20 protein-coding genes are annotated in these 21,600 nt (G+C 64.2%); all 20 read left to right on the forward strand.

Translation table 11 applies throughout. The features are described 5' to 3' along the window. The first annotated feature begins 6 nt into the window (after window positions 1-6). The 20 genes from JQ573_RS08620 to JQ573_RS08715 all read left to right on the forward strand — a co-directional run bounded on the left by JQ573_RS08620 (window position 7) and on the right by JQ573_RS08715 (window position 21,409). A complete protein-coding gene (locus tag JQ573_RS08620; protein ID WP_212310860.1) occupies window positions 7-969 on the forward strand; it encodes a PDR/VanB family oxidoreductase in 963 nt (320 codons plus the stop codon). A 27-nt stretch (window positions 970-996) separates the two neighbouring features. After that, window positions 997-2,220 (forward strand): ABC transporter substrate-binding protein, encoded by a 1,224-nt coding sequence (locus JQ573_RS08625; RefSeq protein WP_212310859.1) that lies wholly within the window; start codon window positions 997-999, stop codon window positions 2,218-2,220. Between the two features lie 53 nt (window positions 2,221-2,273). Continuing rightward, the gene (locus JQ573_RS08630) at window positions 2,274-3,557 is read left to right on the forward strand and encodes a CaiB/BaiF CoA-transferase family protein (RefSeq protein WP_212310858.1); all 1,284 of its coding nucleotides are present in this window, start codon (window positions 2,274-2,276) and stop codon (window positions 3,555-3,557) included. 44 nt (window positions 3,558-3,601) lie between these two features. After that, window positions 3,602-4,750, forward strand: a complete 1,149-nt coding sequence (locus JQ573_RS08635) for a thiolase C-terminal domain-containing protein (protein ID WP_312011387.1) — start codon at window positions 3,602-3,604, stop codon at window positions 4,748-4,750. Further along, window positions 4,747-5,196 (forward strand): Zn-ribbon domain-containing OB-fold protein, encoded by a 450-nt coding sequence (locus tag JQ573_RS08640; protein ID WP_212310856.1) that lies wholly within the window; start codon window positions 4,747-4,749, stop codon window positions 5,194-5,196. The genes JQ573_RS08635 and JQ573_RS08640 overlap by 4 nt, the downstream gene beginning before the upstream one ends. 274 nt (window positions 5,197-5,470) lie before the next feature. Beyond that, window positions 5,471-6,625, forward strand: a complete 1,155-nt coding sequence (locus JQ573_RS08645; protein WP_212310855.1) for a transporter substrate-binding domain-containing protein — start codon at window positions 5,471-5,473, stop codon at window positions 6,623-6,625. Then, a complete protein-coding gene (locus tag JQ573_RS08650) occupies window positions 6,622-7,263 on the forward strand; it encodes an ANTAR domain-containing response regulator (protein WP_092125390.1) in 642 nt (213 codons plus the stop codon). Before JQ573_RS08645 ends, JQ573_RS08650 begins: the two co-directional genes overlap by 4 nt. Before the next feature lie 128 nt (window positions 7,264-7,391). After that, complete coding sequence (locus JQ573_RS08655; protein ID WP_249131266.1) at window positions 7,392-8,642, forward strand: transporter substrate-binding domain-containing protein; 1,251 nt, start codon at window positions 7,392-7,394, stop codon at window positions 8,640-8,642. A 122-nt stretch (window positions 8,643-8,764) separates the two neighbouring features. After that, window positions 8,765-9,634, forward strand: a complete 870-nt coding sequence (gene urtB / locus JQ573_RS08660; RefSeq protein WP_212310854.1) for an urea ABC transporter permease subunit UrtB — start codon at window positions 8,765-8,767, stop codon at window positions 9,632-9,634. 16 nt (window positions 9,635-9,650) lie between these two features. Continuing rightward, window positions 9,651-10,790 carry an urea ABC transporter permease subunit UrtC gene (gene urtC / locus JQ573_RS08665; RefSeq protein ID WP_212310853.1) on the forward strand — a complete coding sequence of 380 codons (1,140 nt, stop codon included), beginning with the start codon at window positions 9,651-9,653 and terminating at the stop codon, window positions 10,788-10,790. Then, complete coding sequence (urtD, locus tag JQ573_RS08670) at window positions 10,787-11,539, forward strand: urea ABC transporter ATP-binding protein UrtD (RefSeq protein WP_212310852.1); 753 nt, start codon at window positions 10,787-10,789, stop codon at window positions 11,537-11,539. Before urtC ends, urtD begins: the two co-directional genes overlap by 4 nt. Beyond that, window positions 11,532-12,224: an urea ABC transporter ATP-binding subunit UrtE gene (urtE, locus tag JQ573_RS08675; RefSeq protein WP_092125394.1), complete on the forward strand. Its 693-nt coding sequence runs from the start codon at window positions 11,532-11,534 to the stop codon at window positions 12,222-12,224. The genes urtD and urtE overlap by 8 nt, the downstream gene beginning before the upstream one ends. 32 nt (window positions 12,225-12,256) lie before the next feature. Continuing rightward, the gene (locus JQ573_RS08680) at window positions 12,257-13,294 is read left to right on the forward strand and encodes an aliphatic amidase (protein ID WP_092125395.1); all 1,038 of its coding nucleotides are present in this window, start codon (window positions 12,257-12,259) and stop codon (window positions 13,292-13,294) included. 81 nt (window positions 13,295-13,375) lie between these two features. Beyond that, entirely contained in the window at window positions 13,376-14,710 is a 1,335-nt protein-coding gene (locus JQ573_RS08685; protein ID WP_212310851.1) for a cytosine permease, read from the forward strand. Between the two features lie 34 nt (window positions 14,711-14,744). Next, window positions 14,745-15,764 (forward strand): alpha/beta fold hydrolase, encoded by a 1,020-nt coding sequence (locus tag JQ573_RS08690; RefSeq protein WP_212310850.1) that lies wholly within the window; start codon window positions 14,745-14,747, stop codon window positions 15,762-15,764. A 49-nt stretch (window positions 15,765-15,813) separates the two neighbouring features. Next, on the forward strand, window positions 15,814-16,626 hold the full coding sequence (locus JQ573_RS08695; RefSeq protein ID WP_283815046.1) for a CbbQ/NirQ/NorQ/GpvN family protein: 813 nt from the start codon (window positions 15,814-15,816) through the stop codon (window positions 16,624-16,626). Window positions 16,627-16,640: 14 nt separating this feature from the next. Beyond that, the gene (locus JQ573_RS40740; protein ID WP_212310848.1) at window positions 16,641-18,926 is read left to right on the forward strand and encodes a VWA domain-containing protein; all 2,286 of its coding nucleotides are present in this window, start codon (window positions 16,641-16,643) and stop codon (window positions 18,924-18,926) included. Between the two features lie 78 nt (window positions 18,927-19,004). Next, window positions 19,005-19,805 carry a TonB C-terminal domain-containing protein gene (locus JQ573_RS08705; RefSeq protein WP_212310847.1) on the forward strand — a complete coding sequence of 267 codons (801 nt, stop codon included), beginning with the start codon at window positions 19,005-19,007 and terminating at the stop codon, window positions 19,803-19,805. A 10-nt stretch (window positions 19,806-19,815) separates the two neighbouring features. After that, window positions 19,816-20,319, forward strand: a complete 504-nt coding sequence (locus JQ573_RS08710; RefSeq protein ID WP_212310846.1) for an RNA polymerase sigma factor — start codon at window positions 19,816-19,818, stop codon at window positions 20,317-20,319. A 94-nt stretch (window positions 20,320-20,413) separates the two neighbouring features. Continuing rightward, entirely contained in the window at window positions 20,414-21,409 is a 996-nt protein-coding gene (locus tag JQ573_RS08715; RefSeq protein ID WP_212310845.1) for a FecR domain-containing protein, read from the forward strand. Window positions 21,410-21,600 lie beyond the last annotated feature (191 nt).

The raw sequence follows: 21,600 nt of genomic DNA on the forward strand, positions 1-21,600 counted from the left end.
CCGGCCATGGCTGAGGTGACGCAGGACGTGCTGGTCAAGCGCATCGGCTACGAGGCCGAGCGGATCAATTCCTATGAGCTGATCGCACGGACGGGCGGAGAGCTGACGCCGTTCACGGCCGGCAGCCATATCGACCTGCATCTGCCGAACGGCATGATCCGCAGCTACTCGCTGGTGAACGATCAGCGCGAGCGACACCGGTATGTTATCGCTGTCAACAAGGATGCCGAGAGCCGCGGTGGCTCCAGCTTCGTCCACGACTCCGTGAAGGTCGGCGACATCATGACGATCTCCGGGCCGCACAACAATTTCGCGCTGCACGAAGAGGCAGAGCATTCGGTCCTGATTGCCGGCGGCATCGGCATCACGCCATTGCTGTCGATGATCCGGCGGCTGGAGGCGCTCGGACGCCGCTGGGAGCTGTTCTATGCCGCGAGGACGCGCGCGGCCGCCGCATTCCTCGACGAGCTCGGCCCATTCCGATCTGATTTTCGTTCCAGGATACATGTCGATTTCGACGACGAGCGATCGGGGCGTCTGTTCGACCTGCCGGCAATTGTCGGAACCGCGCCGGCGCGGGCGCATCTCTATTGCTGCGGTCCGGTGCCGATGCTCGCGGCATTCGAGGCGGCGACGGCCGATCGGCCGTCGGATCGCGTGCATGTCGAATACTTCCAGGCGCGGGAAGCGCCCTCAACGGAGGGCGGCTTCGACGTCAAGCTTGCGCGAAGCAATCGCACGATTGCGGTCGAGCCCGGCAAGACGATTCTCGATGCCTTGCTGGCTGCCGGCATCACCGCGAATTACGCCTGCAGCGAAGGGGTCTGCGGCACCTGCGAGACGCGCGTACTCGAGGGCACGCCCGATCATCGCGACCAGTTTCTGAGCAAGGAAGAGCAGGCGGCGAACAAGAGCGTCATGATCTGCTGCTCGGGCGCCAAGTCCCGCACGCTCGTGCTCGATCTCTAAGACAACAACATACGACGGGTGGGAACAATGAAGTATCTTTCGCAAATTGCCGGAGTGGTCCTGCTGGCCGCCTGCGCCAGTTCGCCCGCGTCGGCGGACGCTGCGCGCTCCCTCAAGATCGGCGTGCTCAACGACGCATCTGGCCCTTATTCGGACAATGCCGGCGAAGGTTCGGTGACGGCGGCCCGGATGGCTGCCGAGGATTTCATGCTGCTTCATCCGGACTTCAAGGTCGAGATCGTCTCGGCCGATCACCAGAACAAGGCGGATGTCGGCGCCGCAATCGCGCGCCGCTGGATCGATCAGGAGAAGGTCGATGCGGTCGCCGACGTGCCGAACTCGGCCGTCGGGCTCGCCGTCAACGAAGTCGTGCGCGGCACCAAGGCGGCGCTGATTGCATCGAGTGCGGCGTCCTCCGACCTGACCGGGAAATACTGCTCGCCCAACACGATCCAGTGGACCTTCGACACCTGGGCGGCCTCGCACACGATCGGTGCCTATCTCGTGCGTCACGGCGGCAAGAAATGGTACTTCATCGCGACCGACAATGCGCTCGGCAAGTCGATGGTGCGCGACGGCACGGCGGTGATCGGCGCCGGCGGCGGCACGGTTCTCGGATCGGTCAATGTGCCGATCAACAATGCGGACTATGCCTCGTTCATCCTGCAGGCCGAGAGCTCCGGCGCCGACGTGATCGCGTTCGCAACCGCCGGCGGCGACACGGTCAGCCTGATCAAGCAGTCCGCCGAGTTCGGGCTGAAGCAGAGCGGACGCACCTTCGCGGCGCTGTTGACCACCACCAACGATGTCGAGTCCAGCGGACTTGCGGTCGGCGAAGGACTGATCATCACCCAGCCGTTCTACTGGGACCTCAACGATGCCAGCCGTGCCTGGTCGGCCAGGTTCAGCGCACGTCAGCGCGGGCAATCGCCGACCGCGTTCCACGCCGGCGTCTACTCGTCGGTGCTGGCCTATCTCAACGCGGCGTTGGCGGCAGGAACCAATGACGCGCCGGCCGTGATCCAGAAGTTGAAGGAGAAGCCGATCGACGACGCCTTGTTCGGGCCGGTCGTGGTGCGCGCGGACGGCCGCGCCATTCACAACATGTACATCTTCAAAGTGAAGAGCCCGAATGCGTCGAAGAGCGAGTGGGACCTGCTGGAGCAGGTCGGCGTGCTGTCCGGGCCGGAGGCGTTTCGGCCGCTCGACCAGGGCGGATGCTCGCTCGTCGAGCCGCCGAAGAGCAATTGACGACGACGGCTGCGGCCCTCGGATCAACACTTCTCAAACTGACGGACCTCCCGATGCTGGATCAGCTTGAAGCCGACTTCCCCGAGCACACGCCGCGCCCTGTCGATGCGCCAAGGGCGCTCGAGGGGGTCCGGGTGATCGATTTCTCGCATTTCATCGCGGGACCGTTTGCGACCATGATCCTTGCCGACATGGGCGCCGAGGTAATCAAGATCGAAGCGCCGGGCCGCGGTGACGATTTGCGCCGTTATCCCCCGGTGCATCCCGATCTCAGGCACGGCGCGCCGTTCCTCTGGACCAACCGCAACAAGCGCAGCGTTGCCCTCGATCTCAAATCGCCGGAGGGCCTGAAGGTCGCGCGCGAGCTGATCGCGACGGCGGACGTCCTCGTGGAGAATTTTTCGGCGAGCGTGATGGCACGGCTGGGGCTCGACTATGAGAGCTGCCGCAAGGTCAAGCCCGAGATCATCTATTGCTCGGTGTCGGCCTATGGCCGGGACGGGGCATTTTCGGACCGGCTCGGCTTCGATCCGATCGCGCAGGTCGAGAGCGGTTTTGTCTCTATGAACGGCTATGCCGACCGGGAGGGCGTGCGCGCGTTGTCACCGGTGATGGATATCAGCACCGCGATGATGGCCAGCAATGCGATCCTTGGCGCGTTGTTCGCGCGCGAGCGGAGCGGGCAGGGCCAGGCCATCGAGGTGTCGTTGTTCGAGAATGCCGTCCTGATGACCGGCTACGCGACCATGCAGTCGCTCTTCAGCGGCACCGATCCGAAGCGAAGCGGCAACACCAGCCCGGACACCTGTCCGTCGGGTGTGTTCCTGGCCAGCGATTGCGCCTTCTATATCAACTGCGGCAACGACAAGATCTTCCAACGCCTGATGGCGCAGGTTCTCGAGCGCGAGGACCTCGCGGCGGCCGAGATCTATGCAACCGGCCCGGATCGAATCCGCCGGCGCGAGGAGCTGTTCGCGATCCTTGGCGCCGCCTTTGCGCAGCAGCCCTGGTCGCACTGGCAATCGCGAATGCGGGCGGCCGGGGTGCCCTGCGGTCAGGTACGCACCGTCGGCGAAGCGATCCGCTCCCCGGAGGCAAGGGAGCGCGGGATCGTCACCCGGATCCCGCACGAGACGGTGGGTTGGGTGCCGAACGTGAACCTGCCGATCCGCTATTCGCGGACGCCGATCGTTGATCCCGTCGCGGCACCGGCCGTCGGGCAGCACACCGAGAATGTCCTGCGTGAGTTGCTCGGCTACGATGAGGCGGAGATCGCGCGCCTTGCCGCAGGCGGTGCCTTCGGCAGCCAGCCCTCGCGACAGGATGCCAAACCGTGACGGCGCGCGGGCGAGACCAGCGGACGCTGCGGGGGCGTGTGGCCGTGATTGGGATCGGTGAAACCGAATATTGTCGCCACGGCGCTTCTCCCGACCCGGAATTCAAGCTCGCGCTGAAAGCCATTCTGGCGGCTTGCGAGGACGCTGGCCTCGATCCCCGCGAGATCGACGGGTTCTCGTCCTACAGCGACGATCGCAGCGAGGCCTCGCGGCTGGCCGCGGCGCTGGGTACGCATCGATTGCGTTCAGCGACCATGCAATGGGGCGGAGGCGGCGGCGGTTGCTGTGCTGCGGTTGCCAACGCGGCGGCCTCGATCGTCGCGGGCCTCGCCGATTGTGTCGTGGTGTTCCGCTCATTGGCGCAGGGCCAATATGGCCGGTTCGGACAGGCGGGCGGCATCCACACGGTTTCGGGCGAACGGTCCTACCTGATGCCTTATGGTGTGTTGGCGCCGCCGCAGCGTTTTGCCATGCGGGTGCAGCGCTACATGTACGAGCACGGCGTACCGCAAGAGGCGTTGCGCGCGATCGCGCTCGCCTCCTATCACCACGCCCAGGCCAACCCGCGCGCCGTGATGCATGGCAGGCCGCTGGACGTCGAGAAATACGATGCCTCGCGCTGGATCGTGGAGCCGTTCCATCTCTACGATTGCTGCATGGAAAATGACGGCGCGGCGGCATTGCTGCTGGTATCGGCGGAGCGCGCCGCAGAATTCCGAAATAAACCGGCCTATCTGCTCGGTGCCGCCTTCGGATCCGGACATCGCGCCGCGGCGACGGCGCACAACGCGCCGCTCTACGCCACGGCGAGCTTCGACACCGTCGCGCCCGACCTTTACCGCATGGCCGGAGTAGGGCCGGCCGATGTCGGCGTGGTCCAGGCGTACGAGAATTTCACCGGCGGTGTCGTGATGGCGCTGGCGGAGCACGGGTTCTTCAAGCCTGAGGAGGCCAACGACTTCCTGACATTCGAGAACCTGATCGCGCCGTCGGGGCGGCTGCCGCTCAACACCAGCGGCGGCAACCTCGCCGAATGCTACATGCACGGTTTTGAGCTCGTGCTGGAAGCGGTTCGCCAGGTGCGCGGCACCTCGACGAGCCAGGCTCGACGCAGCGACGTCGCAATGGTCATCGGAGGTCCGATGGTCTCTCCCGCGAGCAACCTCATCTTGGGTTCGGAGGCCACCTTATGAGCAAGCCGAGCGCGCGCTATCTCCCGGCAGGCCTGCCGATCCCGGTTGCAGAACCTGACGGCCTCTCTGCGCCTTACTGGGAAGGATTGCGTCAGGGCAAGCTGTTGGTGCAACGCTGCGGCCGCTGCGCCACGTGGCAGTTCGGACCCGAATGGCTCTGCCACCGCTGCCACGCCTTCGACCCGGTCTGGACCGAGGTCGCGCCGCGCGGCCGGATCTTCAGCTGGGAGCGCGTGTGGCATCCGTCGCATGCGGCGCTGAAGGGGCGTGGACCGTACATCGCGGTGCTTGTCGAATTGCCGCATGCCGGCGGCATTCGCATGGTCGGCAATCTGCTCGGCGATCCCGAACAGGCGGTTGCAATGGGCGCAGATGTCGAAGGGGTCTTCGAGCATCACCCGGAGTCCGATCCGCCTTACTCCTTGCTGCAATGGCGCCGGGCGTAGGTTTCCCCGGAGTTACTATCGATCCCTGCGCCTGATACGGGCAATCGATCGCGCGTCTACCGGAGATAGACGGTCCATAGACCGCTGCACCTGTGATCATTTGCGGGCGACATCTGGTTTGCCTGCTTTCGCGTCAGCGCCGCTGACAGGATGAGCTGCCTGGGTCCTTGTCTCGCGGCAGATGACATGCAATCTTCCGCCCCCGGCAATGCTGTTCGAGAGCAACAAGAACAATAATCCCTCTCGTCCCTCCAATTCTGTCGAGGGCCTGATCATGTCGAACCTTACCCAAGCGACCTCCGCTCCGTGGCGGATAGGCGTGCTGTTCTCGCGAACCGGCTTCATGTCGGTGATCGAGGAGACCCAGTATCAGGGCACGCAGCTTGCGATCGAGGAGGTGAACGAGGGAGGCGGGGTCTGCGGCCGCGAGCTGGTTCCCGTCGCCTACGACCCTGGCTCGGACTCGGCCGCCTATGGCCACTACGCCAAACGGTTGATGGTGGAGGATCAGGTCAGCACTATATTCGGCTGCTACACCTCGTCGAGCCGCAAAGCGGTGCTGCCGGTGGTCGAACGGCTGAACGGCCTGCTTTGGTACCCGACGCTGTATGAGGGTTTCGAGGCGTCGCCGAACGTCATCTACACCGGCGCCTCGCCGAATCAGAACAGCCTCGCGCTGTGCCGCTATTTGATGGATACGTTCGGAACACGATTTTATTTCGTGGGGTCGGACTACATCTATCCGCGCGAGTCCAACCGGGTGATGCGGGAGCTGCTGAAGAGCAATGGCGGCTCGGTCGTGGGTGAGCGCTACGTCAATGTCTACGCGCGCTGGCAGGACTTTGTCCCGATCATCCAGGACATCAAGCGGGTCAGGCCCGACGTGATCTTCTCGACCGTCGTGGGGGAAGGCACGGTCTTCCTCTATCAGGCCTACGCGAATGTCGGGCTCGATCCAAAGCAAGTGCCGATCGCCAGCCTGACCACGACGGAAGCCGAAATCGCCGCCATGGGCTTCGACGTCGGCGAAGGACACGTCACCGCGGCATCCTATTTCCAGGGCGTCGAGGGCAGCGCCAACAGCGCGTTTGTGCAGCGCTTCAAGAAGCGGTTCGGCGCCGACATCTCTACCAACATGTGCGCCGAGGCATCCTATTTCCAGCTGCATCTGTTTGCGAAAGCGCTCGAGCAGGTCAATTCGCTCGACACGGAAGTGCTCCGCTCCATGGTGTTCGGCACCAGCTTTGATGCACCGCAAGGTGCCGTCACCGTCAACCCGATGTCGGGCCATACCGATCTGTGGACACGCATCGGGCGCGCCAACCGCCAGGGACAGTTCGATGTGGTCAGCCAGTCGAAGGAGCCGGTGCATGCAGATCCGTTCCTGATCGGGTATGGTCGTGCAACGCAAACAGGAAGCGTCCAATGAACGAGCAGTCGCGTAAGCCGTCGCTGAGCCGAGACGTCGGCGGACGCAAGACCATGGTTCAGGAACTTGCCGATCTGTCGGCCGTCGTGGTTGCGCCGGTCGACGATCAGGTCGGCATGTTGTTGCGCGAATTGCAGCGATTCAGGATGCGGGTGCGCCAGGTCTGGCCGATGCCGGAGAGCGTGCCGGCCGATGCCGACGTGGTGTACTGCGAATATTCACCGGATCTGGCGCGGCGCTTGCCGTGGATTCCAGGCGATGCGCGTTCCGCGCTGGTCGTGATCCTGCCGGCGACGGAAGCCGTTCACGCCGATGCGCTGTGTCACGCAACGCCCAACGCCGTTCTGCCGCGGCCTTTCACGCAGAATGCAGTGTTGTCCAGCCTCGTGCTGGCGCGCAGCCAGTTCAGCTACGAACGGCGGCTTCGCAGCAAGATCGAGAAGCTCGACGACAATCTGCGCTCGATGCGCACGGTGGAACGCGCCAAGGCCATCCTGATGGCGACGCGCCAAATGCCGGAAACCGAAGCCTATGGCTTCATCAGACGACAGGCGATGGATCGTCGCGTGTCGGCAAGTGCAGTCGCCGCGGCGATTGTTGACTCGTTCGAACTGCTTGGCTACGATCATCAACAGTAAGCCCCAATAGCGGGGCTGGCGGCGACAGCGCCGCCTTCGACACAACCGGCAACAAAGCCCTCCCAATGCTCGCGTAAGCGCGCATCGGGAGGGCTTTTTTGTTTTTTCAGTCCTGAAGGGAGCTAGGGATGAGCATTTCACGGCGGACTTTGCTGAGGAATACCGCGGCGCTTGGCGCATTTGCCGGCGCCGGACTGCCGCATATCTGGATCAAGAACGCCGACCTCGCTTACGCCGCGGGCGGCGAGATCAAGGTCGGCGTGCTGTTCTCGCTGACGGGAACGACCGCGATCATCGAGGAATCGCTCAACAAGGCGACGCTGCTTGCGATCGAGGAAATCAACGCCGCCGGCGGCATCAAGGGCAGCAAGATCGTGCCGATCGTCGAGGATCCTGCGTCGGATCCGGCGACGTTCTCGGAGAAGGCCCGCAAGCTCGTCGTCGGCGACAAATGCGTCAGCGTGTTCGGCTCCTATACCTCGGCGAGCCGCAAGGCGGTGCTTCCGGTCTTCGAGCGGCAGAACAATCTCTATTGGTATCCGACGCTCTATGAGGGCCGCGAGTGCTCGAAGAACGTCATCTACACCGGCGCGGTGCCGAACCAGCAGCAGGACGAGTTCGTGCCCTGGCTGGTCAAGAAGTTCGGCAAGAAGTTCTATCTGATCGGCTCCAACTACATCTATCCGAAGGAAGAGAACAACTACTGCAAGAAGCTGCTCGAGAAGCTCGGCGGCGAGGTCGTGGCGGAAGAATATGTGCCGCTCGGCCATTCCGAATTCTCTTCCGTCATCAACAAGATCCGCTCGACGCAGCCGAACGTGATCTTCTCCACCGTGGTCGGCGATTCCGTGGTCGCACTGCATCGTCAGTACAAGGCGGCCGGTCTCGATCCCGAGAAGATGCCGATGGCGAGCCTGACGACCTCCGAGAACGAGGTCGCGGCGATGGGCGGAGAAGCTGCCGCCGGTCATTTCACCTCGGCGCCGTACTTCATGGTGCACAAGTCGCCTGAGAACGAGAAATTCGTCGAGGCCTACAAGAAGCGCTGGGGCGCCGACAAGGTGACGCATTTCGTCTCTGAGGCCTGCTACTTCCAGACCTATCTGTTCAAGCAGGCGGTCGAGAAGCTTGCGACCAGCGATCTCACGCCGCCGAACATCCGCGACGCGGTCAAGGGCCAGGAAGTGATCGCGCCGCAGGGCAAGGTCCGGATCGAGTCGGAGAATCTGCACACCTGGCTGTGGCCCAAGATCGCGCAGGCGAAGTCGAACGGCCAGTTCGAGATTCTCGTCGAGGCCAAGGATTGGCTGAAGCCGGTGCCGTACGCGGCCTATCCCGGGCAGTCCTGCACCGAGAAGGGCCTGGTCGAGAAGAGCTGACGGGGGCTGACGACGGCCGTCGGCGTGCGGCGCCGGCGGCCGGCTTCCGGCAACGAAAGCGGCCTCTCGCACACATGCGAGGGGCGCAGGCGCCCAAACGAACATCGAAAGCGGATCCCGACGTGGACCAATTCATCGAACAAATTGTCACCGGCCTCAGCATCGGGTCGATCCTGCTGCTGGTCGCGCTGGGACTGTCGATCATCTACGGCTCGATGGGCATCATCAATCTCGCGCATGGCGAGTTCGTGATGCTCGGCGCTTACGCCGCCTGGGTGTTCCACACCTATCTCGGGCTCGGCCTGCTCGCGAGCCTCGTTCCGATCTTCCTGGTGGTGGCCACGTTCGGCTGGGTCATCGAACGCTACGTCCTGAGCCTGCTCAACAACCGGCCGCTCGACACGATCCTCGCCACCTGGGGCGTCGGCATCATGCTGCAGCAGGCGGTGCGGCTGATGGTCGGCAGCGAACTCCGCTATGTGCAATTGCCGCCGGCGCTGGCCGACAGCATGGACGTGTTCGGCATCCCGATATCGTCGTATCGGGTGTTCCTGTTCGTCGTGTCGATCGCGCTGTTCGGGGCGACCTGGTTGCTCATGAACCGCACCACGGTCGGGATGAAGCTGCGTGCCATCATCCAGGACCGCTCGGTTGCCGCCTCGTTCGGCATCAACGCCAAGCGGGTCTATGCGCTGACCTTTGCCTATGGCGCGGGCCTTGCCGGACTTGCCGGCGCGCTGGTGTCGCCGCTCAAGAGCGTGTCGCCCGATATGGGCACCGGCTACGTGGTCGACGCCTTCATGGTGGTCGTGCTCGGCGGCGTGCAGAGCCTCGCCGGCACCGTGGCGAGCGCCTTCATCCTCGGCGAGCTCTCCGGCGGCATCGCCTTCCTGCAAAACGACACGGTGGCCAAGACGATCGTGCTGCTCGCCATCGTCGTGCTCATCCGTTTCCGCCCCGAGGGGCTTTTCACCGCACGCGTGCGGGCCTGAGACAGATCGCTCATCTATGCCTTCGAATATTTCTAACTCCACCGGATTGCAGCGCCTGATCGCGCAACTTGCACCGTTGCTCATCGTTTCCGCGCTGGTGTTCGCGCTCCCGGTGCTGCTCAACAATGACTTCCTGCTCAACAAGGTCGCGCGCTATCTCGTGCTGGGCATCCTCACGATATCGCTCGGGCTGTCCTGGGGCTTCGGCGGCATCCTCAATCTCGGCCAGGCGATGAGCTTCGGGCTCGGCTCCTACGCCATGGCGATGGCGCTGAAGCTCAAGACCGTGCCGGTGCATACGGGGGCCAGCGGACTGCCGGACTTCATGGTCTGGAACAATGTCCAGCATCTGCCATGGTTCTGGGAGCCGTTCCGGTCGCTCAGCTTCGCCATCGCCGCGGGCCTGCTCGTGCCGGCGCTGGTTGCGGCGGGACTCGGCTGGTTCATGTTCCGGGGGCGCGTCACCGGCGTCTACGTCTCGATCATCACGCTCGCCACCATGGTGGTGATCAATCTCGTGATCATCGACCAGCAGAGCTACACCGGCGGCTTCAACGGCATCACCGATCTCGCCCAGCTCGAGCTGTTCGGCGTCGCGTTCGATGCCTACGGCCGCGCGACCTACTATCTCGTTGCCGGATGTGTGCTGCTCAGCCTGCTGGTTGCCTTTGCCTTCACCAAGTCCAGGGCCGGCCTGATCGTGCAGGCGATCCGCGACCACGAAAGCCGGGTGCGCTACTTCGGCTACGACGTCGCGCTTTACCAGATCTTCGTATTCGCGCTGTCGGCTGCGATCGCAGGCCTCGCCGGCATGCTCTACACGGTGGTGATGGAGTTTGCCTCGCCGACCTTCCTCGGCGTGCAGCTCTCGCTCTCGGTGGTGGTGTGGTGCGCCGTCGGCGGCAGGCAAAGCCTGGTCGGGGCATTCCTCGGCGCGGTGCTGGTCGCGGGCATGCAGGGCGCGCTGTCGGAATCCGCGGCGTTCCTGGAAACCTGGACGCTGGTGATGGGCGCGCTGTTCGTACTCGTGGTGCTGTTCCTGCCGAAGGGGCTCGCCGGCCTCGCACAGGCCACCTGGCGCTGGGTGGCCCAGCGCAGACAGGCCGCCAGCGGCGCCGTCGCACGAGGCGTCAGCCAGACGGAGGGCAGCACATGAGCTCCCATCTCGATCTCCGCGACGTCTCGGTCAGCTTCAACGGTTTCAAGGCGCTCAATTCGCTCAACATGAGCGTGCGCAAGGGCGAGCTGCGCTGCCTGATCGGGCCGAACGGCGCCGGCAAGACCACGGCGCTGGACATCATCTGCGGCAAGGTCAAGCCGAGCGCCGGCACCGTCAGCTTTGACGGCACCGCGCTGCAGGAGCTCGAGGAATACGAGATCGCCCGCGCCGGTGTCGGCCGCAAGTTCCAGGTGCCGAGCGTCTTCCGCGAGCTCTCGGTCAGCGACAATCTCGAAGTGGCGCGGGCGCGCCGCACCTCCGTGTTCGGCAATCTGCGCTGGAGTATCGGCAATGCCGGGCGCGACGACATCGAACGTCTCGCCGAACTGGTCGGGCTCACCGAACAGCTCGACCGGCCGGCCGCCTATCTGTCGCACGGCCAGACCCAGTGGCTGGAGATCGGCATGCTGGTCGCCCAGGACGCCGAGCTGATCCTGATGGACGAGCCGACCGCCGGTATGACGGCGCAGGAAACCCGCAAGACCGCCGAACTGTTCGCACGGCTGAAGGGCAAGCACACGCTGATCGTGGTCGAGCACGACATGGGCTTCGTCAAGGCGATCGGCGACATTATCTCGGTGATGCATATGGGCCAGATGCTGGCCGAGGGCACCGCAGCGGAAGTGGAAGCGCATCCAGAAGTGCGCCGCGCCTATCTCGGATCGGGAGGCATCAGCCATGCTTGAGCTGACCGACGTCGACGCTTTCTATGGCAACAGCCGCGCCCTGCAGGGCATCAACCTGATGGTCGGCAACGGCGAATTCCTGTCGGTGCTCGGCCGTAACGGCGTCGGCAAGACCACGCTGATGCGCAGCATCCTTGGCCTGATGGACCGGTGCACCGGACGCCTGTCGCTCGACGGCGCCGACATCTCGCCGTTGCGGACCCATCAGCGCGCCAAGGCCGGCATCGCCTATGTGCCGCAGGGCCGCGGCATCCTGCCGCGCTTCACCGTGCGGGAGAATTTGACGCTAGGAACCTTCGCCGCGAAATCGGCCAACGGCATCGAGGAGTGGGTGCTCGAGCTGTTTCCGGTGCTCAAGGATTTTCTCAACCGCTACGGCGGCAATCTCTCCGGCGGTCAGCAGCAGCAGCTTGCGATCGCACGCGCGCTGCTTGCCCAGCCCAAGGTCATCCTGCTGGACGAGCCGACCGAGGGCATCCAGCCGAACATCGTCGAGCAGATCGAGGACGTGATCGTCAAGCTCAATCGCGAGCGCGGCATCACGGTGGTGCTGGTCGAACAGAATGTCGCGTTCGCGCGGCGCGCGTCCCACCGCTTCGCGTTGCTCGAAAAGGGACGCGTCGTCGCCAAGGGCGCGATCGGTGAACTCACCGATGATCTCATCCAGCTGCACATGGCCGTGTAGCGGGAATTATCGTTCAGAAAGGGAGTCGAGACATGTTGCATGGAGATATATCGAGCAGCAAGGACACGGTCGGCGTCGCCGTGGTCAATTACAAGATGCCGCGTCTGCACACCAAGGCCGAGGTGCTGGATAACGCGCGCAACATCGCCAAGATGGTCGAGGGCATGAAGCTCGGTCTGCCGGGCATGGATCTCGTGATCTTCCCGGAATACTCGACCCACGGCATCATGTACGACTCCAAGGAGATGTACGAGACGGCCTCGTCGGTGCCGGGCGAGGAAACCCGCATCTTCGCCGATGCCTGCCGCAAGGCGAAGGTCTGGGGCGTATTCTCGCTGACCGGCGAGCGCCACGAGGAGCATCCCAACAAGGCGCCGTACAACACGCTGATCCTGATGAACGACAAGGGCGAGATCGTCCAGAAGTATCGCAAGATCATGCCGTGGGTGCCGATCGAAGGGTGGTATCCCGGCGATTGCACCTATGTCTCGGAAGGGCCGAAGGGCCTGAAGATCAGCCTGATCATCTGCGACGACGGCAACTACCCGGAGATCTGGCGTGACTGCGCAATGCGCGGCGCCGAGCTGATCGTCCGCTGCCAGGGCTACATGTATCCGGCCAAGGAGCAGCAGATCCAGATCTCGAAATCGATGGCCTGGGCCAACAACTGCTACGTCGCGGTCGCCAACGCATCCGGCTTCGACGGCGTCTATTCCTACTTCGGCCATTCCGCGCTCATCGGCTTCGACGGCCGGACGCTCGGCGAATGCGGCACCGAGGAGAACGGCATCCAGTACGCCCAGCTCTCGGTGTCGCTGATCCGCGACGCCCGCCGCAACATGCAGTCGCAGAACCATCTCTTCAAGCTGATGCACCGCGGCTATACCGGCCTGATCAACTCCGGAGAGGGCGATCGCGGCCACGCGGTCTGCCCGTACACCTTCTACAAGAACTGGATCACGGACCCCGAAGGTACGCGGGAGATGGTTGAAGCCATGACGCGTCCGACCGTCGGGACCGACGAATGTCCGATCGAGGGCATTCCGAACCAGAAAGTCGCACATCGTTGATCAGAAAAGCCGAGCTGTGCCGGCGCGATCATTCGCGCCGGCGCGGTTCTGAAACTGTTGCAGCGGGAAACGGGGGTTACCATGAGCAGCGAAGCAAATAGCGGACTGGTGCAACAGACCGAGGGGCAGATCGACGACCTTCTCGGTCACGAGTTCGAGCATGAGCCGGTGCCGATCAGTGCCCGGCGCAGCGCCTTCTCGGTTACCATGGTGTGGCTGGGCTTTCCGATGATCATCACCGGCGCAATGACGGGATCGCTGCTGGTGCTGGGCATGGGCTTCAAGAATGCACTGGTTGCCATGATCATCGGCAATCTGATCATGTTCGCCTATGTGGGCGCGCTCGGCCTGATCGGCACCAGGCGCGGCATGAACTTCGCGCTGATCGCGAGCATTGTGTTCGGGAAGAAGGGTTATGTGCTGGCGTCGGGCCTGCTGTCGACCCTGCTGCTCGGCTGGTACGCGGTGCAGACCGGCATCACCGGCGCATTGATCTCCTCGACCTACGGCCTCAATTATGTGGCGATGACCATCGTCGCGGGCGTGCTCTATATCGGCATCACCTTCGTCGGCGTGAAGGGGTTGCACTATATCGGGCTGGCGTCGGTGCCGTTGTTTGTCGTGCTCGGCCTCTGGGTCGCGGCCGATGCAGCCTCGACCACGACGGCAGCGGCGATCTTCAGCTATGCCGGCAACAACGGAGTCGCCAGCATGTCGATGGGCGTCGGCCTCACGGTGGTGCTTGCGCTGTTCATTGACGCCGGCACGGTGACCGCGGACTTCAACCGCTGGGCGCCGAGCCCGCGGGCATCGCTGTTCGCCACGTTCAGTGCGTTCCCGTTCGCCAATCTGGTGGCGATGCTGGTCGGCGGCGTGATGACGGCTGCGCTTGCGGTGCCGAACGCCAATCCGTTCGGCGTCGACAACATGTTCGGCTACATGAACGGCAAGCAGCTCACCTGGCTCAGCATTCTCGCCTTTATCTTCCTCTACGCCAATCTCGGCTCGGTCTGCTCGCACTGCCTTTACAATGCGGCCACCGGCTGGTCGCGCATTCTCGGGACCAACATGCGGCTGATGGCCGTGATCCTCGGCGCCATCGGCATCGTGGTGGCCGCGGGCAACGTCTGGGCGTTCTTCATCCAGTGGCTGTCGCTGCTCGGCATCCTCGTGCCGCCGATCGGTGCGATCATCCTGGTCGATCAGTATCTGTTGCGCACCGGGTCGCGTGCGGACGTCGACTGGCGCGCGAAGCCTTTCATCGCCTGGGGCATCGGGTCGCTGTGCGCATTTGCGGTTGAAAATCTGATGCCGGGGCTGTCCACTGCGATATCAGCCGCGCTGGTCGCCGGCATCGTGTACGGGGCGATCGCGCGGGTGGAATCGTCCACTGAAAAGGTGGCACGCCCGGCGTAAGCGACAAGCTCGATCAAGCAAGAAGGGTACATCAATGAGCGTCGACTATCAGATCTATGATCTCGGCAATCTGACCTTGCAGCGCGGTGCGACCCTCCGCGACTGCAAGCTCGCCTACAAGACGTTTGGCCAGCTCAACGCGGCCAAGGACAACGTGATCGTCTATCCGACCTGGTACTCCGGCCAGCACTACGACAATGAATGGCTGATCGGGCCGGGCATGGCGCTCGATCCGGCGAAGTACTTCATCATCATTCCCAACATGTTGGGCAACGGCCTGTCGTCGTCGCCGAGCAACACGCCGGAGCCTTACAACGGGCCACGTTTTCCGCAGGTGACGGCCTATGACAATGTGCGCGCTCAGCACCGGTTGGTGACCGAGAAATTCGGCATCAAGCACATCCGTCTGGTCGTCGGCTGGTCGATGGGCGCGTTGCAGACGTTCCATTGGGGCGCGCTCTATCCCGACATGATGGATCTGCTGGCGCCGTTCTGCGGCTCGGCCAAATGCTCGCGCCACAACTACGTGTTCCTGGAGGGCGTGAAGGCCGCACTCACGGCGGATGCGGCGTGGAAGGAGGGGTGGTACACCGATAAGCCGGCCCGCGGCCTGCGCGCCGCCGCGCGGGTCTATGCTGGCTGGGGCTTTTCGCAGGCCTTCTATCGCGAGCAGCTCGACATCAAGACGATGGGCTTTTCGTCGCTGGAGGATTTCCTGGTGGCGTTCTGGGAGGGTTTCTTCCTGCCGAAGGATCCCAACAACCTGCTCACCATGCTGTGGACCTGGCAGAATGGCGACATCAGCGCCAACGAGATCTACAACGGCGACTTCAAGGCTGCGCTGAAGGCGATCAAGGCCAAGGCCTATGTCATGCCGGGGCAGACCGATCTCTACTTCCCGCCTGAAGACAGCGAGAACGAGGTCGCGAACATGCCGAACGCCAAGTTCGTGCCGGTGCCGTCCATCTGGGGACACTTCGCGGGCGGGCCGGGGACCAATCCGGTCGATGTCGCCTTCATCGATACCAAGCTCAAAGAATTGCTCGCATCGTGAGTTCAATCGATTGCGAACGGCTGCCTGCGCGATCATGGGAGGCGTGAGCTTGTCCAATCCCGCTTTGCTGCTCGACCAGTACCGCATCCGCCAGGAGCCGTATTACCGGCCGCTCAAGGATGAGGTCGAATTGTTCGGCGCAGCCTATGCGAACCGCATGCCGGTGATGCTGAAAGGCCCCACCGGCTGCGGCAAGACCCGCTTCATCGAATACATGGCCTGGCGGCTCGGCCGTCCGCTGATCACGGTCGCCTGTCACGAGGACATGACGGCGGCGGATCTGGTGGGACGCTGGCTGCTCGACGCGGAGGGTACGGTGTGGAGCGACGGGCCGCTGACGACGGCCGTGCGTCTCGGCGCGATCTGCTACCTCGACGAGATCGTCGAGGCGCGCCAGGACACGACGGTCGTGATCCATCCCTTGACCGACGATCGGCGTGTGCTGCCGCTGGAAAAGCGTGGCGAGCTGATCCACGCGCATTCCGACTTCCAGCTCGTGATTTCCTACAATCCGGGCTACCAGAGCGCGATCAAGGACCTCAAGGAATCCACCAAGCAACGCTTTGCGGCGCTGGATTTCAGTTATCCCGACCGGTTGGCGGAAACCGAGGTGGTGTCGCGCGAGGCCGGTATCGAACCGAACCTCGCCGATCTCCTGGTGAAGATCGCTCAGCACAGCCGTAACCTGAAGGGCCAGGGTCTCGACGAAGGCGCCTCGACCCGGATGCTGGTCAATGCCGGCCGCTTGATCGGATGCGGCATCAGCCTCGAAAAGGCGTGCGAGACCACGATCGTCGTTCCCTTGACCGATGATGCGGACACCAGGAACACGTTGCGAGACGTGATTTCGGCCTCTGCGTGAATGGAAGCCCGGAGGTGGCGGTCGCGCAAATCAGTTCGCTCGATGGCTTCCGGTCCGGGCGCCGGCTTGCGGAGCTCCTGCGCGGCCACGATGAGATTGCCGTGGCGGTGCAGGCGGCGCGGGCCGCCTTGCACCGGATGGGGGCGTTCGATCGTCTGGCGGCCTGGGACGAGGCGGTGCACGACCTGTTCGAGGCCAACCTCGGCCAGGCCGTGGTTCTGGGCTTTCTAAAGCTATCGGCGCAATGGCAGGCGCCGCGATCGACCGATGATCTGATCGCGATCGGACGCGCCGCGGGCGATATCGGCCGCAGTGCCGGAAGCCGCACGGCCCATGCTTTGCTGACCGAATTGTCCAAAGTGCTGCCGCGGCTTGCCGCCGGAGAACTTGCCGCCGTTCTTGCCGCGCTTGGCCAACTCGCAGATGCAGGCCCGGAATCGGTGGGCCTTGCGATCGGCCGGCTGGAACCGCTGCTCGCGCACGCCGGGGCCGACGACTTTTCCGCCTGGGTTTCGGCCGGCTTGCGCGCAAGCGGCGGCCGCGCATCGCGCCGGCGCGCCTATTTCGCGCTCGACGATCCGCTCTCGGTGCGACTGTTCGCGGTCGGCCGGACCGGCGATGATTTTGCACGGCTGGAAAAGCGCCTCGCCGCAACCACGCTCGCGCTGTGGAACAGGAAGCCGCGTTTCCGCAAGCTGGCCATTGCACCGACGCCGGTGCCGCGGCGTGCCTCGCTCGCCGCCGGCCTGATCGGGCTCCCGGAGACCTTTCCCGGCTTCGCGGGCGAGGGGGCGGACACCGTCTATCTCGCCGCGGTCGCGCATGCCGGCGCGCATCTGGTGCACTCCACCGTCCGCTTTCCTGTGGGGCGGCTGAAGGCGCTGCAGATCGCGCTGGTCTCGCTGATCGAGGATGCCAGGGTCGAGACGCTGGCGCTTCGCGAGATGCCCGGGCTGCGCCGGCTGTGGTTGCCATTCCACAGCGCGACGCCAAGCGGCCAGGCAACTGCCGCCGGACTGATGATGCGATTGGCGCGGGCGCTGATCGATCCGGACTATCAGGATTCGGATGCGTGGGTGACCAAGGGGCGGGCTCTGTTTGCCGGTGCCGCCGACCGCTGGATTGATCCTGCCATCAGCCGCGAGATCGGCGGGCTGCTCGGCAACGACATCGGGCAGATGCGGCTGCAGTTCAACGCCAGGAGCTACGTCGTCGAACCGGCCTATCGCGATGACAATCTGGCGCTGTGGGATTTTGGCGATCAGCCGGACAGCCCGGCCGAGACGATCGAACTTGCAGTCGATTCCGTACGGATCGAGCGCCGCGACGACGCCGATGGAAAGTCCACCGACAACGACGCAAATTCCGACGAGACGCTGCACGCGAAGGCCGCAGCGGTGACCCTGCTGGACGGATTTCCGGTCGCGAGCTACCCGGAATGGGACTATGCGACGCGCACCGAGCGGGCGGACTGGACCACGATCCTGGAGGCTGATGCAGCGGTATCCGCCCAGCCGTTCGACCCTTCGATGGATGCCGAGGCGATGCGCTGGATCACCGAGTTGACCCGCGACGCCTCGATCGGCCGCCGCATCAGACACAAGGGCCAGCGCGACGGCGACGCGCTCGACATCGACGCGGCAATCGCGCTGACGATCGAGCGCCGTGCCGGCAGTATCAGCGAGCCCAGGGTCTACCAACGCGATGCGCCGGGACCGCGCGATCTTGCCGTTCTGCTGCTGTTGGACCTGTCGCAATCGACCGCGGACCGCGATGGTCGCGGCCGGACGGTTCTCGACGTCGAGCGCAAGGCCGCCGCGATCATGGCGACGGCGGTCGAGGCCGCCAATGACGCGATCGCGGTGCACGGCTTCAGCTCCGACGGCCGCGAGCGCGTGCGCTATCTCCGCATCAAGGGCTTCGAGGAGCCGATGGACGCCGTTGTGCGCTCGCGTCTCGCGGGCCTTGGCAGCAGCCATTCCACCCGGCTCGGTGCCGCGTTGCGCCACGCCGGGGGCTACCTCGCGGGACGACGCGCATTCCGCAAGGTGTTGCTGGTTCTGACCGACGGCGAGCCGTCCGACGTCGATGCGCCCGATCCGCAATATCTGGTGGAGGACGCGCGCCGCGCCGCTCAGCAGCTGCGGCGGCGCGGCACCGATATTTTTGCCTTCGGCATCGGTGAGGACAGATTTCCCCAGCTCGATCGCATTTTCGGCGAGCGCCATGCGCTCCGGGTGCCGCGTATCGAGGTCTTGCCGCAACGGGTGATGCAGCTTTATGCGGAACTGAAGAAATAGTGCTGCCATCCCAAGCAGGCTCGATCCTGTTCCATGAGCCTACGCACCGCTGTCACACTTCGACGCTAACGTTGCAGATTGGACACAGTCGCCCGCCCTTGGGAAACAATCGACGCGGATACGATGAGCATTGGATATCTTTCGAGGGGCTTGGCAGGGCGCCCCTCAGACGCTCGTCGATTTTGCGTTTTGATCTGCGTCTGCATGCTGGGCGCGGGCAGCGATGTCGCGATGGGGCAGGAGAGTCCGATCGCTGCTGCGCCGCGCCTGACATTCGATATTCCGGCGCAACCTCTGACATCCGCACTGGAAAGTTATGGCGCCACGTCGCGGCGTGAGGTGCTCTACGATGCGCGGCTTGCGACTGGCCGGCTCTCAGGCGAGGTGAGGGGCGTCTTCGCGCCTTCTGAAGCCCTACAGATATTGCTCAATGGCACCGGCCTTGTCGGCCGCCTGACGTCGGAGAATGCCGTGGTGATCGTGCCCTCGGCTCCGGCTGCCGGGCAGCCGACGACGCCCGACGTCGATGCGCGAAAAGGCGATCCGGTCATTCGCGCCCGCTATTATGCCGTGGTGCAGGAGCGCGTTCGAGAGGCCTTCTGCAGGAACATGTTGCTGCGGCCGGGCCGCTATCGGATCGCCGTGCAGTTCTGGATCGCTCCAACTGGATCCGTGCAACAGACCAGACTCTTGAGCAAGACAGGCGATGACCGCGTCGACAGCGCGATCGAGACGACGCTGCGCGGATTGAGAATGAATGAGGTGCCGCCGCCCGGCATCTCGCAACCCCTCACGATGGTCGTTGCGGCGCATGCGTCGGAACGGGCGCAGGACTGCGCCGGGATCGACGCAATACGGACCAGCGGTGGGGTGAATTGAGCGTGCTGCGATGAGCGACGCAACCCGGACCATGCTGCGCAGCTTCCTCGCTGCCCGCTACGACGATCTCAAGCTGCGGCTGAGCCGCCGTCTCGGATCGGCGGAGCTTGCCAGCGATGCGTTGCAGGACACCTATGTGCGTCTCGGGCGGGCCGAGGTGACGGGGTCGGTGCAAAGCCCGGCCGCCTATCTGTTCCGCATGGCCTTTAACGTCGCAATCGACCGGCAGCGGGCCGAGAAACGGCGACTGGCCCGCAATGAGGTTCAGGATCTGCTTCATATTGTGGACGATGCGCCCGGGCCGGGTCAGATCACGGAGGCTCGCTTCGAGATCGAGGCCCTGGAGAAGGCGATCGCGGAACTGACACCGCGCCGCCGGGTCATCCTGCTGGCCGCGCGGCTTCAGGGAATGCCGCAGCGGGAGATCGCCAGCCGGCTGGGCGTCTCGTTGCGCCTGGTCGAGAAGGAACTCCGCCTCGCTCAGGAACACTGCGCGCTGAAGCTGGGAAAATAGTTGTGCGGTTGATGGCTATCGCGAACGTCAAGTGGATAGGCGGACGGTTCGGCCGCGGAGGCTGCCGTTTGCGTGCGCGGCGAGGCAAGTCCGCATGACGTACGAAGGCGGCAAATCGACGATAGGGCTCGGCGCGATGGAGCGGGAGGCACATGCCTGGGTGAGGCGCTTGACGTCCGGAGACGCGACAGTCGAGGACGCCGAGGCATTCCAGCTGTGGCGCCAGCAGAGCGCTGCCCATGCGATTGCCTTTGCCAAGGCTAGCAAGCTTTGGGAGACGGTTGGCAAAGCCGGCCATAACCTCCGGTATGACCCCGCGTCGCTGGGCATGTTGCTTGATGGCGAAGCGAAGCGCGTGATGACCCGCAGGCTGGTGCTCGGCGGCGGGCTTGCGACCGCCGCTGCCGCCGTCGGAGCGGTGACGCTGCGTCCCCCGCTCGAGCTCTGGCCGTCATGGTCCGAGCTTGCGGCCGACTACCGGACAGGTACGGGAGAGCAGCGCAAGCTCGCATTGAACGACAATGTGTCGATCAACCTCGACACACGAACCAGCATCGCGCTGCGCCCGGATCATGGTGACACCAGCCGCATCGAGCTGATCACGGGACAGGCATCGGTCGCGACGGCCCAGCAGCAGTCAAGACCGGTGACAGTGATCGCCTCCAGTGGTCAAACGGTGGCAACGCAAGCCTCGTTCGACGTGCGCTACCTCGGAGCCGAGGTGCGCGTCACCTGTCTCGGCGGCGAGGTTCGCGTCGAGCATCAGGGAAACGCCCGTATTGTTCGTGAAAGGCAACAGATCGCCTATGACGAGAGGCGCATGAGCGACATCGTCGCGATCGATCCGGCCGTCGAGGCGGCCTGGCAAGAGGGATTGCTGATCTTCCGTTACACGCCCCTGCCCAAGGTGGTGGAGGAGGTGAACCGGTACCGGTCGGGCCGGATCTTCGTCGTCAATGCCGAGCTGAACGCCCATCTGATTAACGGCCGCTTCCATATCGATCGGATCGACGAGGTTCTCCTGCAGCTCGAACAAGCCTTTGGCGTGAAAGCCAAAACGCTTCCCGGCGGCATTGTGCTGCTCAGCTGAGGAGGCCTCTAGCGGCTTGCAAAAAATTTCGCATCCGGCGTGCGGGTCGGCCCATTCGGGATCGTCACAGCCGCGAGGGTCTCGGTGCTGGCGCTGAGACGCGAAATGTTCGGCTGTCGTCGCCCGGCGCAAGAAAGCGATTCCATGGTTCCCCGCCTCTCCAGGTCTCTCACCCGCGCGACCGTTCGCAC

It is taken from the genome of Bradyrhizobium sp. AUGA SZCCT0105 (assembly GCF_018129565.1).
In the GTDB taxonomy this organism is placed as follows: Bacteria; Pseudomonadota; Alphaproteobacteria; order Rhizobiales; family Xanthobacteraceae; genus Bradyrhizobium.

Excerpts from the sequence above, each read along its gene's own strand:
- JQ573_RS08620 (WP_212310860.1), top strand. The coding sequence starts at position 7 with ATGGCTGAGGTGACGCAGGACGTGCTGGTCAAGCGCATCGGCTACGAG.
- JQ573_RS08655 (WP_249131266.1), top strand. The coding sequence starts at position 7,392 with ATGAGCATTTCACGGCGGACTTTGCTGAGGAATACCGCGGCGCTTGGC.
- JQ573_RS08680 (WP_092125395.1), top strand. The coding sequence starts at position 12,257 with ATGTTGCATGGAGATATATCGAGCAGCAAGGACACGGTCGGCGTCGCC.
- JQ573_RS08710 (WP_212310846.1), top strand. The coding sequence starts at position 19,816 with ATGAGCGACGCAACCCGGACCATGCTGCGCAGCTTCCTCGCTGCCCGC.
- JQ573_RS08685 (WP_212310851.1), top strand. The coding sequence starts at position 13,376 with ATGAGCAGCGAAGCAAATAGCGGACTGGTGCAACAGACCGAGGGGCAG.
- urtD (WP_212310852.1), top strand. The coding sequence starts at position 10,787 with ATGAGCTCCCATCTCGATCTCCGCGACGTCTCGGTCAGCTTCAACGGT.
- JQ573_RS08630 (WP_212310858.1), top strand. The coding sequence starts at position 2,274 with ATGCTGGATCAGCTTGAAGCCGACTTCCCCGAGCACACGCCGCGCCCT.
- JQ573_RS08640 (WP_212310856.1), top strand. The coding sequence starts at position 4,747 with ATGAGCAAGCCGAGCGCGCGCTATCTCCCGGCAGGCCTGCCGATCCCG.
- JQ573_RS08625 (WP_212310859.1), top strand. The coding sequence starts at position 997 with ATGAAGTATCTTTCGCAAATTGCCGGAGTGGTCCTGCTGGCCGCCTGC.
- urtC (WP_212310853.1), top strand. The coding sequence starts at position 9,651 with ATGCCTTCGAATATTTCTAACTCCACCGGATTGCAGCGCCTGATCGCG.
- urtE (WP_092125394.1), top strand. The coding sequence starts at position 11,532 with ATGCTTGAGCTGACCGACGTCGACGCTTTCTATGGCAACAGCCGCGCC.
- JQ573_RS08690 (WP_212310850.1), top strand. The coding sequence starts at position 14,745 with ATGAGCGTCGACTATCAGATCTATGATCTCGGCAATCTGACCTTGCAG.
- JQ573_RS08715 (WP_212310845.1), top strand. The coding sequence starts at position 20,414 with ATGACGTACGAAGGCGGCAAATCGACGATAGGGCTCGGCGCGATGGAG.
- JQ573_RS08650 (WP_092125390.1), top strand. The coding sequence starts at position 6,622 with ATGAACGAGCAGTCGCGTAAGCCGTCGCTGAGCCGAGACGTCGGCGGA.
- JQ573_RS08645 (WP_212310855.1), top strand. The coding sequence starts at position 5,471 with ATGTCGAACCTTACCCAAGCGACCTCCGCTCCGTGGCGGATAGGCGTG.